This window comes from Streptomyces sp. NBC_01549 (assembly GCF_026339955.1).
In the GTDB taxonomy this organism is placed as follows: Bacteria; Actinomycetota; Actinomycetes; order Streptomycetales; family Streptomycetaceae; genus Streptomyces.
Genome location: NZ_JAPEPW010000002.1, coordinates 292,683 through 307,719 on the forward strand (window position 1 = coordinate 292,683; position 15,037 = coordinate 307,719).

16 protein-coding genes and 1 pseudogene are annotated in these 15,037 nt (G+C 66.5%); 7 read left to right on the forward strand and 10 right to left on the reverse strand.

Going from position 1 to position 15,037, the window contains the following annotated elements:
- Positions 1–155: 155 nt before the first annotated feature.
- The gene (locus OG819_RS35875; protein ID WP_266633766.1) at positions 156–869 is read right to left on the reverse strand and encodes an SDR family NAD(P)-dependent oxidoreductase; all 714 of its coding nucleotides are present in this window, start codon (positions 867–869) and stop codon (positions 156–158) included.
- A gap of 817 nt (positions 870–1,686) precedes the next feature.
- Complete coding sequence (locus OG819_RS35880; protein WP_266653291.1) at positions 1,687–1,881, reverse strand: hypothetical protein; 195 nt, start codon at positions 1,879–1,881, stop codon at positions 1,687–1,689.
- 121 nt (positions 1,882–2,002) lie between these two features.
- Between OG819_RS35880 and OG819_RS35885 the strand changes: the two genes are divergently transcribed.
- The 3 genes from OG819_RS35885 (at position 2,003) to OG819_RS35895 (ending at position 3,814) form a co-directional block, all read left to right on the forward strand.
- Complete coding sequence (locus tag OG819_RS35885) at positions 2,003–2,329, forward strand: hypothetical protein (RefSeq protein WP_266653293.1); 327 nt, start codon at positions 2,003–2,005, stop codon at positions 2,327–2,329.
- 483 nt (positions 2,330–2,812) lie between these two features.
- Positions 2,813–2,992: a hypothetical protein gene (locus OG819_RS35890; protein WP_266635134.1), complete on the forward strand. Its 180-nt coding sequence runs from the start codon at positions 2,813–2,815 to the stop codon at positions 2,990–2,992.
- A gap of 606 nt (positions 2,993–3,598) precedes the next feature.
- A complete protein-coding gene (locus tag OG819_RS35895) occupies positions 3,599–3,814 on the forward strand; it encodes a hypothetical protein (protein ID WP_323139434.1) in 216 nt (71 codons plus the stop codon).
- Positions 3,815–4,016: 202 nt separating this feature from the next.
- Here the strand turns inward: OG819_RS35895 and OG819_RS35900 are convergent, their stop codons facing one another.
- From OG819_RS35900 to OG819_RS35920, 5 genes are all read right to left on the reverse strand, one after another.
- Complete coding sequence (locus tag OG819_RS35900; protein WP_266635127.1) at positions 4,017–4,394, reverse strand: fic family toxin-antitoxin system, toxin component; 378 nt, start codon at positions 4,392–4,394, stop codon at positions 4,017–4,019.
- Positions 4,394–4,633: a hypothetical protein gene (locus tag OG819_RS35905; protein WP_266633761.1), complete on the reverse strand. Its 240-nt coding sequence runs from the start codon at positions 4,631–4,633 to the stop codon at positions 4,394–4,396. The genes OG819_RS35900 and OG819_RS35905 overlap by 1 nt, the downstream gene beginning before the upstream one ends.
- A gap of 297 nt (positions 4,634–4,930) precedes the next feature.
- The gene (locus OG819_RS35910) at positions 4,931–5,329 is read right to left on the reverse strand and encodes a 6-carboxytetrahydropterin synthase (protein WP_266633760.1); all 399 of its coding nucleotides are present in this window, start codon (positions 5,327–5,329) and stop codon (positions 4,931–4,933) included.
- 550 nt (positions 5,330–5,879) lie between these two features.
- Positions 5,880–6,164 (reverse strand): hypothetical protein, encoded by a 285-nt coding sequence (locus OG819_RS35915; RefSeq protein WP_266633758.1) that lies wholly within the window; start codon positions 6,162–6,164, stop codon positions 5,880–5,882.
- Between the two features lie 176 nt (positions 6,165–6,340).
- The gene (locus OG819_RS35920; protein ID WP_266653297.1) at positions 6,341–7,087 is read right to left on the reverse strand and encodes a TetR/AcrR family transcriptional regulator; all 747 of its coding nucleotides are present in this window, start codon (positions 7,085–7,087) and stop codon (positions 6,341–6,343) included.
- Positions 7,088–7,178: 91 nt separating this feature from the next.
- On the opposite strand from OG819_RS35920, the gene OG819_RS35925 reads away from it, so the two are divergent.
- The 4 genes from OG819_RS35925 to OG819_RS35940 all read left to right on the forward strand — a co-directional run bounded on the left by OG819_RS35925 (position 7,179) and on the right by OG819_RS35940 (position 12,028).
- Positions 7,179–8,690, forward strand: coding sequence for a GMC family oxidoreductase N-terminal domain-containing protein (locus tag OG819_RS35925; RefSeq protein ID WP_266653299.1), 1,512 nt, complete (start codon positions 7,179–7,181; stop codon positions 8,688–8,690).
- A gap of 600 nt (positions 8,691–9,290) precedes the next feature.
- Positions 9,291–9,935 carry a DsbA family oxidoreductase gene (locus OG819_RS35930; protein ID WP_266633752.1) on the forward strand — a complete coding sequence of 215 codons (645 nt, stop codon included), beginning with the start codon at positions 9,291–9,293 and terminating at the stop codon, positions 9,933–9,935.
- A gap of 531 nt (positions 9,936–10,466) precedes the next feature.
- A complete protein-coding gene (locus OG819_RS35935) occupies positions 10,467–11,162 on the forward strand; it encodes a type 1 glutamine amidotransferase domain-containing protein (protein WP_266633750.1) in 696 nt (231 codons plus the stop codon).
- A gap of 431 nt (positions 11,163–11,593) precedes the next feature.
- Positions 11,594–12,028 (forward strand): nuclear transport factor 2 family protein, encoded by a 435-nt coding sequence (locus OG819_RS35940; protein ID WP_266653301.1) that lies wholly within the window; start codon positions 11,594–11,596, stop codon positions 12,026–12,028.
- A gap of 25 nt (positions 12,029–12,053) precedes the next feature.
- Here OG819_RS35940 and OG819_RS35945 read toward each other — a convergent pair whose 3' ends face one another.
- The 3 genes and pseudogenes from OG819_RS35945 to OG819_RS35955 form a co-directional block, all read right to left on the reverse strand.
- Complete coding sequence (locus OG819_RS35945) at positions 12,054–12,833, reverse strand: class I SAM-dependent methyltransferase (protein WP_266653303.1); 780 nt, start codon at positions 12,831–12,833, stop codon at positions 12,054–12,056.
- Between the two features lie 175 nt (positions 12,834–13,008).
- A pseudogene (locus tag OG819_RS35950) lies at positions 13,009–13,210 on the reverse strand (alpha-hydroxy-acid oxidizing protein); the annotation flags it as partial.
- A gap of 93 nt (positions 13,211–13,303) precedes the next feature.
- Positions 13,304–15,007, reverse strand: a complete 1,704-nt coding sequence (locus OG819_RS35955) for an IS1634 family transposase (protein WP_266647505.1) — start codon at positions 15,005–15,007, stop codon at positions 13,304–13,306.
- Positions 15,008–15,037: the final 30 nt, after the last annotated feature.

Genomic DNA, 15,037 nt, shown 5'->3' on the forward strand with positions numbered 1-15,037 from the left:
TCTGGGACCGGTCCCCCGCTTCGGTCAGCCGTCAAAGCTCAAGCCGGTGGCAGCGTTGCAGCCGTCGACGAGGTCGGGGCGATACTGGATCACCTTGAGCCGACGCCTGCGCTTTCCTTATCACGGTGAGTGGGGCCGACACCCCTGGAACGGCTCTATCGGCCGGCGCTCACGCCACCGTCCACGTGCAGAATCTCGCCGGTCACGAATGGGGCATTCTCCAGGTAGATCACCGCATCCGCGATGTCGATCTGTTCTCCCAACCGACCGATCGGGTGCAGGGCAGCGAGGTCCTCCTGGGGCACCTCCGAGTGCATCGGCGTGTTGATGGTGCCCGGCGATACGGCGTTGGCACGAATCCCGCGTGTGGCGTACTCGATGGCGAGGGATTTCGTAGCGGATTGCAGACCGCCCTTAGTCAGCGAAGCCAGCACGGAAGGGACTCGTGAGTCGGCGTTGTCGACCAGGCTGCTGGTGATGCTGACAATGTGTCCACCGCCCTGGGACAGCATTTGTTCGATGGCTAGTTGCGTTATGTAAAAGAAGCCGTCGAGGTTCACACGGGTCACCGCTGCATAATCTTCCTGGGTGTACTCCGTGAAAGGCTTCGCTATGAAAATTCCGGCATTATTGATCAGGGTGTCGACGCGGCCGAATCTCTCCATGCCCGCAGCGATAATTCGCTCGGCGGTGGCCGCCTCGGCGATATCTCCTGGGACCGCCAGGATGCCCTCGTCGCTGGAAGGTGCAATGCTGCGGGAGTTCGCGATGACGCCGTAACCAATTTTACGAAATGCCTCGGCGATGCTCGCACCGATACCCTGCGAGGCACCCGTAACGATGGCGACCTTAACGTTCTGAGAGCTCATGATTCAACGCTCCAGGAGGTGGCGGCTGCTCAATACGGCATGACCGAGAGGCGTGTGTATGGACAGGCTTCGGCAACACTGTGACTAATTGACGTAGAGCGAAATGGACGGCGTTGTAATCCTCCAGCCGCGTAGAGGGCTGGAGGATTCTCCGCCCAGCAACCGGTCGGGTAGGCGACTGAGGGATTGTGCACCAGCCATCAGCGTAAGCCGGTACCCCGTCTGCCGCATGCGGGGCAGGGTACCGCCGCCGCGCGTCAGACGATCATGGCTCCGCTGCCGCCGACTGCTCCGTGCGGTTCCCCGGCCCCGGGCCACACGCAGTGATCAGCATGACGACAGAGTCCGCATCATCTCCTGTGACTGTCAAATGTTCGGACGGAGGTTCCCACGTGTACGACAGCCGCCGTCGCTCAAGCTGCTTGATGTCAGCGGTCTGCGCGATGTCCGAAACCAACCATGGGGAGGTTGGCGCTCTGACGCGGCATCTTTCCGTGGTCAACGCTCTGGATAGTGGACAGCGTAGGCGGTCAGCGAAGGGGACATCGTTCCAGACATACGGAGCGCGTCTGACCGTTGGGAGCGGCAGGACTCACTGGAAGAACGTGCCGAGAAACGTGATCGCCGCCAACTGATGCGCCTTTGAAGCAGATTCTTCAAAATCCCTAACGGGTTTGCGCTGATCATCGCAGTTCACATTGCGAAGCATGGACAAGAGGACTTCGTGGTCCTTACTCGTCCTGTAAGGAGCACTGTTTCCGTCCCTCATATATGTAGGCTCCTCCCCCGAAGTTCTAGTGACACCCCCGGTCATGATTCAGAGACCCAGGTCCAATGCAAGGCACGAGAAATGATTCCACGAACCTTCGGGGTTGTAAGAGTCAGGTGCCAGGCCATTCGGCGCAGCCTCCCTCTCCTCAACCATTTCCTCATAACGGATACGCTCCGGCAGCGTACCGAACCGCTCGTGCCGTGCCGCTGCTGCCGCGTCGATCGCACCTTCAGTTCCCACGGTGGTGTCCTTTCGGTCGTAGCGAACCGGCTCACCGCTACTTGGTAGCGACAAGGCTGCACCAACCACACGTAACCTGTCAAGGTGGTGACGGTGGGGCGACGGCCGGGAAGTCGACGGCATGCGTGACGCCTGTACTGATCCGCGCATCTCCACCAGCGAGATCGTCCAGGCGTTTATGCCGGGATCCCGCGTGATGAAGACGTTCCACCACATGGGGACCACGACATCGAGGGCCAAACCCGCCCGGCCGGGGCAACTGGCCGCAAGGTGGTCCTCATCGCCGGTCACGACCCTCGTGAACGCCTTCGGTTTCGACCCCGCGGTCGCCGGCCTGCCTACCGAACGCGTACGGCTGGAATCGGGAGCCGAACCCTTCGACGCCAACGTCAGCGCCGACGAGGTACAGGCCGTGCTCGACCGCTTCCCCCTAGGCCACCGGGCATGATGCCTTAGCAACCTCGTCGAACCGGACAGTGGCCACCAGTCGGCCGCGTGAACTGCACCGACGCCCTGCGGATGCGCCAGCCCGGATTCCACGAGATGAGGGTGACAGACCGCATCGGCCTGGCCGCGGCCCTGTTCCACGGGGCGAGCCGGGGCAAGGCGCCGCCGCGGCCCACCAGTCGCTCGACGCCACCGCGGGCGTCGACTCCGTGGACGACTTCTGCATCCAGGCACGGGGCACGCTTCGCACTCGTAGGCGAGCTCCGCGGCGAAGGACCACCAGACCAGCCTTTGCAACGGAAAACTACTTCTGGGGCAGCCGCGGAGCCCGCGTCCTGACCCGGAGGGCAACGCATGGAGCGTCGGGGTCTACCAGCCTGGTCAGTCCCGGTGAACGCGTGCCCGCCAGGCTCATCCCTGCGTGACCAGACTGGGGGTAGGCCGCCCGGGTGCGGCTTCGACACCAGCGATGGACAATGCAGACATGACTGAGCCACTACATCGGCCGACCGAAACGCCTCCCGCCGAGGGCTCTATAGCAGAGGCTCATCAGGAGCGGCCAGACGGCGGCATATGGGAGCATCCGTACTTCTGGCTGAGCTTGATCATCTTTGGGTCCGTGGTCATCGCCGCTTACTTCATCCTGCGCATCTTCGCGTTGTAGACCGGCCCCAGGTGCGGGCCGACGAAGCGCACGACCCCCGCCGCGACGCGGGGGCTGTCGCCACACGGTCAAATGCGGGATCAACCGTCTGTGGGCGCTCCCCTCGCTGCACATCCGAACGCCGGCGGTCCATCGCGTCCTCGGCCGCGCACTGTGGACAGAAGCCCCCGGCCGATCTCGGTGGCGAGTGTTCGACAGCGTCGACATCACCCGATGGGCGGCGAAACGACGTACAGGAGCAGGGCTTGCGCTCCTCCCGGAAGGGCGCCGGGTGTGGTGTTCGACAAACTCATCGTCGAGGAGATTCTGCGGCTGGGCGGCAGCACCGGACGGCGGATGGGGGCACCGGCCTGGCGATACCAGTGATCCGATCAGTACCGTCTCCGCGGTCATCGCCCTCACCCGCGATCCCCATCGATCCGGTCTTCTCGATCGGGCACTCCACATCGAGCACTCCACTATGCGGTAGCGCAGATCAGCGCGGAGGGGGCTGGAGCGAGCAACGGGGCCATCCGGGTGCCCCCAGGCCGTGTCGGCCGACTGGCGCGCTACCGGCTGGCCATGCTGGGCCCGGACGGCACCCTTCCCGGCGACAAGGAGCACGGTATGCCGACGGACCCGGTCGGACGATTCCTGGCGGCCTTGGACCCGGATCACCGGGAGGCCGTCGGCGCCAAGCCACGTGAAGAACAGGAGCGGCTCGCGGCGGCCTGGGAACGTGAGCTCGAAGCGGACGACGAGCTCGACACCCTCGACGAGCTGTCCCCGCCGGCAGCAGAGGCCGAGGCGGCCCGCCGTATCCTGGGCCGCGAACCCGGCTAGAGACCAGCGCCTGCCCAGGCCCGCCCGTCGGTCCCAGCGCCGCACACCCGGAGTCCTGACCACCGTCGGATGTCGGACCGGCGCTCCCCGCGGATGCAGCGACATCGAAAACCGTGCCACCAGGTGGGGGTAAGGTCCGCTCGACCAGGCACCGCCTTAGGTGTCGTCTTCGACAACTGCGTCCCGTCCCTGCCGGTCTCAATCAGGTGGCGTGCGACCAGGTGCGCAGCAGAGCGGCGATCTTTACAGCGGTGCACCCGGGGTCTCGGAGCAGGTCGCGCAGAGCGATGGCATCTTCACGAGTGGGCTTGACCTGGACTCCGGAGGCCTCCAGATACATGACGCCCGTCGCTGCTGCGACGGCCATGTTGGATCGCTCCAGCCAGCGGCATCGGCCGAGGATGTGCACCAGGGCGGCGGCACGGGCGTAGGGGCCCTCGTAGACGGGTTGCTCGAGCAGTTCGGCCCGGTGGCAGGCGACTGCGGCGACGGGCACACCGTAGTCGTCGGGAGCGGGATCCCTCGCGCCGGCGAGCTCGGCGACCTGCAGGATCCAGGGAACGTCGATATGCAGGTCCATTACGCGGCTTGCGCTCCGGAGACGTGACGGTCGGCGTCCTCGGCCTCGTCGAAGACGGCCTGGTGTTCGCTGAGGAAGCGCTCCGCCGCATCCAGTCCTCGCTGCCGCAGCCCGTCGGTGTCCTCACGTACGAGGGCGGCGATGTAATCGCCGAGGCTCAGACCGCGGTCCTTGGCGCGAGCCTCGGCCAGTTGCTTGACGTCCTGGTCTACGCGTGCGCCCAGCTGTGTCTTCGCCATCCCATGATGGTAACAGCTGTTACCATCCGCGTGAGGAGAGGGCGCCCGACAGTTTCCGGGCCGCCAGAACGCTGGTGGACGCACCCGAGCGATCCGCTTCAGGTACGGGGAACTCTAGCCGTGCGCCCAACTGCCCCTCCACCGGAAGACTCCATACCCTTCTCTGGTCATGATGCCGGCGGCCGCGGTACCCCGGCGCAGCCAACGTCCAGGAGGTGACCGGGCCGGAGACGACCTCCGTGACGGACCCGGCCGGGGCGACGATGAGCGCCGCACCCGGCCCGTAACCGCGATTGGTCAGAGCGCGCGCTCGTAACTCGCCCAGGCGATGTGCGACTCGTGGAGGCTGACGGTGAGGCCCGCGATCCCCTTGGCACCCTCGCCCAGGGCACCCTTGTGGATCCGCTCGACGAGCCGGTCGGCGATGACCTTGGCCAGGAACTCGGTGGAGGTGTTTATCCCCGCGAAGTCCGGGTCGTCGTCGAGGTTGCGGTAGTTCAGTTCGCTTACTACCGCGCCCAGTTCCTGTGTGGCCAGCCCGATGTCGACGACGATGTTGTCGTCGTCCAACTGCTCGCGGCGGAAGGTGGCGTCCACGAGGAACGTGGCTCCGTGCAGGCGCTGGGCAGGCCCGAACACCTCGCCGCGGAAGCTGTGGGCGATCATGATGTGATCGCGGACGGTGATGCTGAACAACGGACGACCCTCCAGGTGTGGCGCGTCTTCATGCTTACTAGTTGCTGGGGATACCTGCATGACGGTGCTGAGAGTGCTCGAGGTTCAGTCGTCTCGACACCCACGGATCTGACGGCATCTGCAGCCGGTCCGCGACCCTACAGGTGATGTCTCGTCGCGCAACTCCCGCTTCTCGGTGGGCGCGCGGGTTGTTGCGGCCCCGGAGACCAGCTTCATCCTACTGGCCACTCGCCCGGCACTCGGCACCATAGCCGCAGACCAGGCGGCTCGACGAGCCACTTCGCCGCCGGGCACGCCGAGCGATCCGTGGGACCTGTGGGCGAAGTGACGCCCGCTCGACACATCGGTTGCGACAAGGAGCAGTACACCGCGCCCACATGCCAATAGGCACGCAGCCCACAAGTCAATGGGCACGCAGGGCGGCGAGCATGGACGCCCGCCGGCAGCGGCCTCCCCCATGTGTCCCTGGTGGACGCCTTGACGGCCGAGCCGACGGGAAGGTTCCGCGGGTGCCGGAATCCGCTGCTCCCGGCACCCGCGGCCAAGGCGGTCAGCGCGCGCTGTGCTCCCGGTAGGGCGCTACCTTGGTGGCTGACACGTCGGCGGCGTACACCAACACCAGCCGGTGGTTGTACTGGATCGTGTACATCTTCTTGGCACCGATGAGTACCGCTCCGCTGGATGGGGAGTAGTCGTCAGTCGCCGCCGGCTGACTGGTGGCGACGTAGGACTGACCGGCGGGCACGGTGTACATGCTGGGCGGCGCCTGGGTGGAGGCGCCGAAACCGGCCGGGTACTCGGACAGGTCCGGGTAACTGGGCCCGTAGACAGCCACCGGAGCCGTGCCCGCCGATCAAACGCCTTCTGCGTCAGCTCCAAGAGTCCGTTCATCCTCGTAGGCCCGATGGGCCTCCCGCTCGGCACGCGCAAGGAGTCGGCCTCAGCCGACCGCTCCTCGCCTCTTCGGTGGCTTCCGGCTTCGAGGCACTGGCGCACATGCTCCAACTGCCGTCAACCGGTACTTGTCCGCTCGTCGGCCAGGCGGTTGAGCCATTCCAGGAGCAGCAACTTCTCCCCGGGGCTGAGGGGAAGCGCCTTCTCCTGATCCAGTGCCGCGCGCAGCGCCATGGCCTGGCCCGCCGTACCGGCGCCTGTTGTGGCGCTTACGGGCTCGGCCGCGGGCAGCGTGGTGATGGCGTCGAAGACGACGTCACGCGTCACGTCGGCCGTCTTGAGGCCATGGGCCTCCGGCGGGGCACTGATCATTGTGGAAACCACACCCACGCCCGCGGCGTGCATGACGGCAGCGGCTTGCTCGACGCTCATGCGCAGGCGGCCGACCGCGGCAACGCGGGTGATCATGCGCTGCAGCTCCGCGACGGCCTTACGACCGGCGCGCGACAGGTGGCCGGAGCGCGCTTGCCCGAAGACCAGCATGTAGTAGGTCGAATGCTTCAATCCGAACTCGATGTGCAGGTCCCAGGCGAGGCGTAGGTCCGCGACCGGATCATCGCTCTGCGGCAGTTGGTTCTTTGTCTGGAGGTAGGTCTCGAAACCGTGCTCACCCACCGCCTCCAGTAGCCCGTCCTTGTCCCCGAAGAGTCGGAAGATCGTCGGCGGGAAGACACCGGCATGCGCCGCCACCGCGCGCGTGGACATGCCTTCCAGTCCCTCTTTTTCGAGCAGGTCTGCAGCAGCAAGAACGATCGTCCGGCGAAGCCTCCCCGGCATCTGCCCGTCCGCCACGTCAACAGTCATGAATCAACGGTACCAAAGTAATCGAATCAGCGTTTTGAACCGGTGATACGCTCGCTGTGGAACCATCGATTCAGACCAGGGATGGATCAGCATGTCTTCACAATCTGTCTACGACTTCGTACTCGTCGGCGGGGGTACGGCCGGCTGCGTGCTTGCGGCGCGGCTGTCGCAGGATCTGGATGTTCGTGTGTTGCTGCTGGAGGCCGGGACCTCTGTGTTGCCGGAGGCCGTGGCGTATCCGCCGGCCTGGCCTTCGCTGGCGTCCTCGGAGGCCGGTTGGGGTGATGTCACCGTGGCCCAGCGCGCCTCTGGCGCGCCGGTCGCACTCCCCCGAGGCAAAGGCCTCGGCGGCTCTTCCGCCATCAACGCGATGGTCTTCGCCCGCGGTCACCACACCAGCTACGACAGCTGGAGCGACCACGGCGCCGAAGGCTGGACGTTCGACGACCTGCTGCCCTACTTCCAGCGCAGCGAGACCGCCACGAGCGGGGGCCGCAGCCGCGGGACGAACGGACCCCTGATCGTCGGCCCGGCCACCGATCCCAATGACATCCTGCTCGCCTGCCTCGCCGGCGCGGTCGAAACCGGACACCGCCGGGCGGCGGACATCAGCGGCGGCCTCGAAGAAGGCTTCGCCCCCGTGGACCTCAACATCGTCGCCGGACGCCGCCAGAGCGCCGCCGACGCCTATCTCGCTCCGGCACTGAACCGACCCAACCTGGACTTCGTCACAGAGGCGGTCGCTCACCGGCTGATCTTCGACGGCACGCGCTGCACCGGCGTCGAGTACGGCGTCCGTGGCCGGACCTTCACCGCCACGGCAGGCGCAGAGGTAGTGCTCACGGCAGGGGCCATCGGCTCCGCGGAACTACTGCAGCGCTCCGGTATCGGCCCGGAGGACGACCTCCGACAAGCGGAGGTCGACGTCTTCCACGCCCTGCCCGGCGTGGGAAGGAACCTGCACGACCACCCACGGGCCAACCTCGTCTACCGCGCGCGGCGCAAGGTGCCCACGGCTCGCAACAACCACGGCGAGATCCTGGGCCTCGTGCGCAGCACGCCGGCGATGAACGGGCCGGACGTGCAGATCATCTTCGTCGACATCCCCGTCCCCAACCCCGTCGCCCCCGTCGAGAACGGCTTCACGATCGGTGTCTCGCCCATGCGCCCGGCCAGCCGCGGCACCCTGAAAATCACCTCGGTCGATCCCTACGCACCGCCCGTGATCGACCCCAACTACTTCTCAGAGGAGCAGGACGTCCGAGCAGTGCTGTCCGGCATCACGACAGCGCGCAGGATCGCCTCGTCGTCCGCGCTCGCCGAATGGGGAATCGAGGAAGTCAGCCCCGGCCTCGACGCCATGGACGAACAGTCGATCAGCAACTACACCCGAAGGCACTTCGGCTCCTACTGCCACCCCGTCGGCACCTGCAAGATGGGGGAAGACGAAGTGTCCGTCGTCGACTCCGAACTGCGCGTACACGGACTCCACGGCCTGCGCATCGCCGACGCCTCCGTCATCCCCTCCATCCCTTCCAACAACACCAACGCCACCGTCTACGCAATCGCCGAACGAGCCGCCGACCTCCTGCGCGCCACCTGACTCGCTGCCACTCGGCACCGGCCCGAGTAGCTTCGACCCTGCCTCGCACATCGGTGTTCCTCGATGGCGTCATCGCGTCACGCCGCCCCTTCATAGCCTTCGCCTCTGCGCGATACGACGTGATAGTCGGCGACTTCCAGCTGCGAGCCGACGAAGTCACGACCCGTCAGATGCCGAGTGAGCCGCACTATCGCCGGCGACGAGCACCCGCCTGACCTCTGATGCCCGGACGGGAACGCCTCGCAAAAGGCTCGGCCCGTGCGCATCCGGACCTTCTCGAGCTGATCCGTGAGGCGCCTTACTGCCGGGCAGGTGACCCAGCGCTGAGGTGTCGGCGTCATGTCGGCGCATCACACGGTGGGCCCCGAGGTCGACGCCGTTGCCGTCGCGGCATTGAGGCCGTCGATACAGCGGACTGGGCCCACATCACCATGCCCGCACTTGCAGCTAGACGTCCGGTCGCCTATCGTCGGGTGACCGGTCGTCTACTAGGCCGATCACATGCAAGGACGCCACACCGGGCTGGTCAGGTCGGGCGGCCCCGCCGCCGTACAGCGAGTTCCGTACGCATGCGGCCCTCACAAACAGGGAGAGACACATATGCGCGTCGAGATCTGGACTGATATCGCATGCCCATGGTGCTATTCCGCCAACGCGCGATTCGGTCAAGGGCTCGCAGCCTTTGCGCACCGTGATCAGGTGGAGGTGGTGCACCGGTCGTTCGAGCTCAATCCGCAGGCCGAAACCGGCACCGTACCGATCATCGACGCGGTTGCGGCACAGTACGGGCGCACCCGCGAGCAACAGATCGCCAGAGAAGAGCAAGCCGCGGCCCTGGCAGCGTCCGTAGGCCTCGGGTACCGCATCGGGGGGCGCGTCTTCGGGAACACCTTTGACATTCACCGTCTCCTGCACTTCGCCAAGACCTCTGGTCTTCAGGTCGAGTTGATGGATCTCGCCTTCCGGGTGAACTTCGCGGACGAGCGTTCGGTCTATGACAGGGAGACTTTGGTGAGCCTGGCCGTCGAGGTGGGACTGGGCGAGGCCGGAGCACGAGCGGTGCTCGACGATCCGGATGCGTACGCCGAAGAGGTGCGGGCCGACGAGCGATTGGCCGCCGACCTGGGCGCGACTGGAGTTCCGTTCTTCGTCCTGAATCGGCGCTACGGGGTCAGCGGCGTTCAGTCGGCCGAGATGTTCACCCAGTCATTGGAACAGGCCTGGACGGAGCGATCGGCAGCGTAGAGGTCCTGGCAGAAGTTGTTGGTCATGCGCCTTCGGCTTGCCTGCTCGTTGGTCTGGTTCTGAGGACCGACCGCGGGTGAACGCTGTCCGATGGACATGGGTTTTCGTGCAGTCGTCGCTGCCACATCCATCGACGGGACGGCTCGGAGGACTGTCCGGCGGATCAAGTCGGAGGGAAGCAGCGGTCTCTCATGAGTAACTCGAGCGAAGCCGAGAGTGAGGAAGTCGGCAACCGACGACAACGCCGCTGGGGGTACCCCTCTGCGGGAGGCGCGCCAAGCCCCGCGTCTCCGGCATGATCCGCCGGACAGGTCTTGGGCGTCGGCCTCGGTCCAGTCCCAGGACCGGCGCCACGACGTCACTCCCGAGCGACCCACGGTCTCAACGCAGCTCATTCTGAAACGATCAGCAAGACGTTGCGGATGGGGTGGTGGAGAGGCTGTTCGTATGCGCCTGGTCATGTGTGTGCTTAGGCTGGTAATCGGCCGAATGCCCTAAACGAGTCAGGCGCAGGCGAGGAGGCGGAGCGTGATGGCCAAAGTGCTCTTCATCGTGAGCGGGGCGACGTACTGGGTACTCAAGGACGGCACCAGGCATGCGACGGGCTACTGGGCCGAAGAGTTCGCGATGCCGTACAAGAAGATCACGGAGGCCGGCCACGATGTCGTGGTCGCGACACCCGGCGGTGTGATCCCGAACGTCGACATGATGAGCCTGCGCCCCTCCATGGCGGGCGGCGAAGAGGGCGCCCTCGAGTTGGAGGCCATCATCCGGTCCGCGGAGGTGATGCGGCGGCCCCTCCAGCTGTCGGACGTCCGCCTGGAGGACTACGACGCGGTATACCTGCCCGGCGGCCACGGTCCGATGGCGGACTTGGCGTTCGACGCCGACGCGGGCCGACTGCTGACGGCGCAGCTCGCCTCGGGCAAGCCACTTGCGATCGTGTGCCACGCTCCTTCCGCGATCCTGGCCACCAGGATCCACGGCGAGTCGCCCTTCAAGGGTTACCGGGTCACTTGCTTCACCGATGAGGAAGAGGAGGCCGTCGGAATCGCCCCCAAGGCACCCTGGCTGCTGGAGACCGAACTGAAGGAGAAGGTCGGCATCGACTTCAGCCGCGGCCCAATCTGGGAGCCGTACATGGTGGAGGACCGCAACCTCATCACCGGGCAGAACCCACACTCGGCCGCGGTCCTGGCTGACCGCCTGCTGGAGATCCTCAAGTGACCGTGCCTGAAGTGATCCCACCGAGGCCTTCCGCGTATGGCGACCACCCGGCTCTCGTCACGAAGCACAGACGGACCCTCCTCGCATCACAGCTTGACGCCCAGGGCACTCGCGGGCGGCATTGACGGTGTTGTCCAGCCGAATCCATGAGCTCTTCCTGGGGGTGCGCCAGGACCAGCACTCCGTCGATGTCCACGACCACCCCGCCGGCTTGCGGGACCATGGCTCGGCCGTCACCTGACGCCCACAGGCGCGGGCAGGAACCGATACGCGTGCTCACCTGAGTAGTGCCTCCGGCTGGTGCGCGAACGAGGGCCTCGACAATCCTCGTTCTCACTGGTCGGAAGAGCTTTTCCCTGAGCCGACATCCTGCTGGACACCCGCTTCACTTGACGGCCCACATGGCCTGTCCGCCGTCTTCGTGAGACGGCGTGTGCCCCGTCCCATCGAAGCTGTCGGATTCTCATTCGTTCTCGTTCTCGTTCGCGTTCGCGTTCGCGCTGGCGGATCCTCAGTGCGGTGCGCTCCGAGCTGCGCCGTGTCACATTCCGGAGGGCCGTGTCGTCGTACTGCTCGAGGCGATCCGTGCCTGGGGCAGGCGGGTGCCGGATGTTGTGGACTTTCTTGTGCAGAACACGCACCCGGGCGTGATCCAACTTGACGACGACATCGCGTGCGGCCGCGCGTATGTGTCAGAGGTCGGGCGTGGCCGCGACGGCCGCGGAGGGCTGAACTACGCCATCTATCATGACCGTTATCGGCGCACCGGCGACGGCTGGAAGTTCGCCGAGCGCGTCTATGAGGTCCGATACGAGGACGCCTCGCCGCTGGCCGGCTCACCGCTCCGCCCCGCTGAGGGTTCGTGACCAACCCACCGCGAGACGAGATGCTTCACAGCCGCCGAACGCGCAGCACGCCGGTCAGCATCGGGAGAATGAACTCGCCGCGGGCGGTCTCCGGTCTACTCGCGACGAAAGCGCGGATCCGGCCCAACGTGGCTTCTTGTTCCTGTTCCGGCATGACCAGCACCCCCGCGCGCGTCGCGATGGTCGCGACGAGAGAGTCGGCGGTGCGGCGCTGCCCGTGCGGGAACTCGGCTTGCTCCGGCGAACCGAACCGGGCGGCCACGCCAGTCTTTGGAAGGTGTGCGTCGGCCGTCTCTGCACGCCAGCTGGTGGGCGTGTCACGCGGGCCGATGGCCGCGCTCCCGCTGACCCGTGCGAGCCCGGCAACCCACTCGACCCGGTCTTCCATGACGTTCCACAGCCCGGCCAGAATGCCGCTGGGTGCGAGGACCCTGGCGATCTCGGGGCCCGCGGCGGCCATGTCGAACCAATGCATCGCGTTGCCTGCCAGCACGGCATCGACGGACGCGTCCGGCAGCGGTATAGCCTCGGCGCTACCCGGCAAGGCACGGACAGCCGGCAGCGAGCAGCGTAGCTCGGTCAGCATCGCCGGGTCGGGCTCGACCGCGATGACTTCGGCACCCAGCGCGACCAACGTGGCGGTCAGCTTGCCGGCTCCGGCGCCGAGGTCGAGCACGCGCGGGCCGGGCGCAGGCTCGAGCGCCCAGCGCACCGCGGCCTCCGCGTAGTCCGGACGGTGCTCGGCGTATGCGACTGCCGCCGCGCCGAACGACGAGGCCTGAAGCAGCCGTTCGTCCTGATCCACGGCGTTATCGTATCGGCACTGTCGGCGGTCGGCTATCCCGCCTCAAGACTTCGGCGACGGCCACCCGATAGCGCTACCAGCCTCGCGTTCACCTGAGAAGCGCCTCCAGCTGGTGCGGGAACGAGGGCCTCGATGATCCTCGTTCGCACTGGTCATAGGCGCTTTTCGCCAAGGCGACCACTCCCGGCAGCGCCTCCAAGTCGGGCAGTCCCCCGTTCGCCTGCCGGCCGCCGTGATTGGAGCAGTAGATCCCGTCCACGCCGCCGTCCCTGGCGCGGCGCACGTCTTCGGGGTGGCAGATGCCTTTGAGGACGAGTGGAAGCTCGGTGATCGACCGCAACCACCTGAGATCGTCCCCTGAGTTCCACAGTTAGCGGTGTCGACTAGGGAACGAAAACGTGGGTTGACCTGCGGAAACGCCTGTGAGCACGCCGAGATGGCGTGTCACTAGGCGGGGGGATAGTGCCTGGTCAGCGGCCTGCGGTCAGATCGATGATCTTCTTGGGCGGGGTGACGTTCAGGGCGGTGAAGATGTCGCGCTGGGGCTTGGTGAGGTCGGTGGACTGGCGGAAGGTGCCGGCCGGGCCGGTGTAGGTGACCGCGTGCAGGCGCTGGAGTTCGGCGCGCAGGCGGTTCCAGGTCTGGCCGGTGGAGGTCTCGGCGACGCGGATCAGCAGCAGGGCGAGCCAGCAGAGCAGGACGTGGGCGCGGATGCGGTCCTCGCGGCGGTGGTAAACGGGGCGGAGATCGAGAATTTGCTTCATGTCGCGCCAGCCGCGCTCGACTTCCAGGAGCTGTTTGTAACCCAGGGCGATGTCCTCGGCCGACAGCTTCGGATCCGAGGAGCGCAGGAGGTACTTCCCGTCGAGGTTGGCCTCGGCGGCGATCTTCTTCTTGTCCACCCGCAGCAGCCCGCTCGGGGTGGTGCGCAAGAACCGTTTCAGACCGGGCTTGGTGGACAACACCCCAGCCAGCTTGTCGCGTTCGGGCCTGGGCAGCTTGTCCGTGGCCTCGATCGCCTCGGTGAGCTGGGTGACCATCCGCTGACGGATCGCGGCGTCGCGGGTGGCCTGGTCGGGGTTGAAGCAGATCACGAACCGGTCGTCGGTTCCGATGTTGACCTCCTTGACCTGGAGGTTGTCGCGCACGGACGCATAGCGGCCCTGCCGCGAGAGGGCGGCGCGTACTTCGGGTGATCCGGTGCGGAGTTTCTCGCCGATGATGTAGCCGCCGCCTCCGCGCATCAGCGCCCGGCGGTTGGCGGCGGAGGTGAAGCCGCGGTCGGCGACCCACACGATCTTCGACAGCGTCCACTCGCGCAGGTCGTCGCGGACCTGCCGGATCAGGGCCTGGTCACCGGTGTTGCCGGGCCAGGACCACACCCGCACCGGGATCCCGTCGCGGGTGACGGCCATGCCGATGACGACCTGGGGCAGATCGTCGCGGGAGTCCTTGGACTTGCCGTGGGTGCGGAACCCGTCGTGTCGCACCGCGTCTTCGGCCGGCGCGTCGGCGGCCAGGCGCTCGCCGTGTTCGTCGCGGGCGACAGGTTCGTCGGCGTCCTCGGTCTCGAAGTACGTGGAGCTGGTGTCGAAGAACAGCAGGTCCACCTCCAGGTTGAGCAGGTCGGTGACCTGGAAGTACGTCTCCTTGGCCAGGGCCGGCTCGATGGTCAGCAGGTAATCCATGGCTCGGTAGCAGGCTTCGTCACTGATCGCCTCCAGGCCGTCTATGTGGACGTCGTCGGCGATCCACTCGGTCGCGGCGAGCTTGCTGGAGGCGGCCAGGGCCCGGTTGGCGACCAGCGCGAACAGCACCCGTTCGACGCGCGGATCCAGCCGCCGCCCGGCCAGTTGGCGGTGCACGACACCGTCGAGGCCGAGCCGGTGCCAGAGTCCGTCCAGCGCGTGCACCCCGCCGCACGGCCTGGAACTGATCAGTGACAGGTCTCCCGAGCCGGTCGCGGCCAGCGCGGACGCGGGGTCCAGCAGCTTCGAGAGCGCGCCGACCAGTCGGCGCACCGCCTCGCGGTCGAGCTCGTCCTCCCGGCCGAAGGAGTGCAGCACCTTCGTACGCGAACGCCCCACGGCCGGGTCCCACTCGTTGTGGGCCAGCTGCAGATACCGGACCGTCTGCCCGTCCTTGTTCCGCCGGGACGTCGTCTTCACATACATGCCGCTAGACGATACGCACATCATTCCATG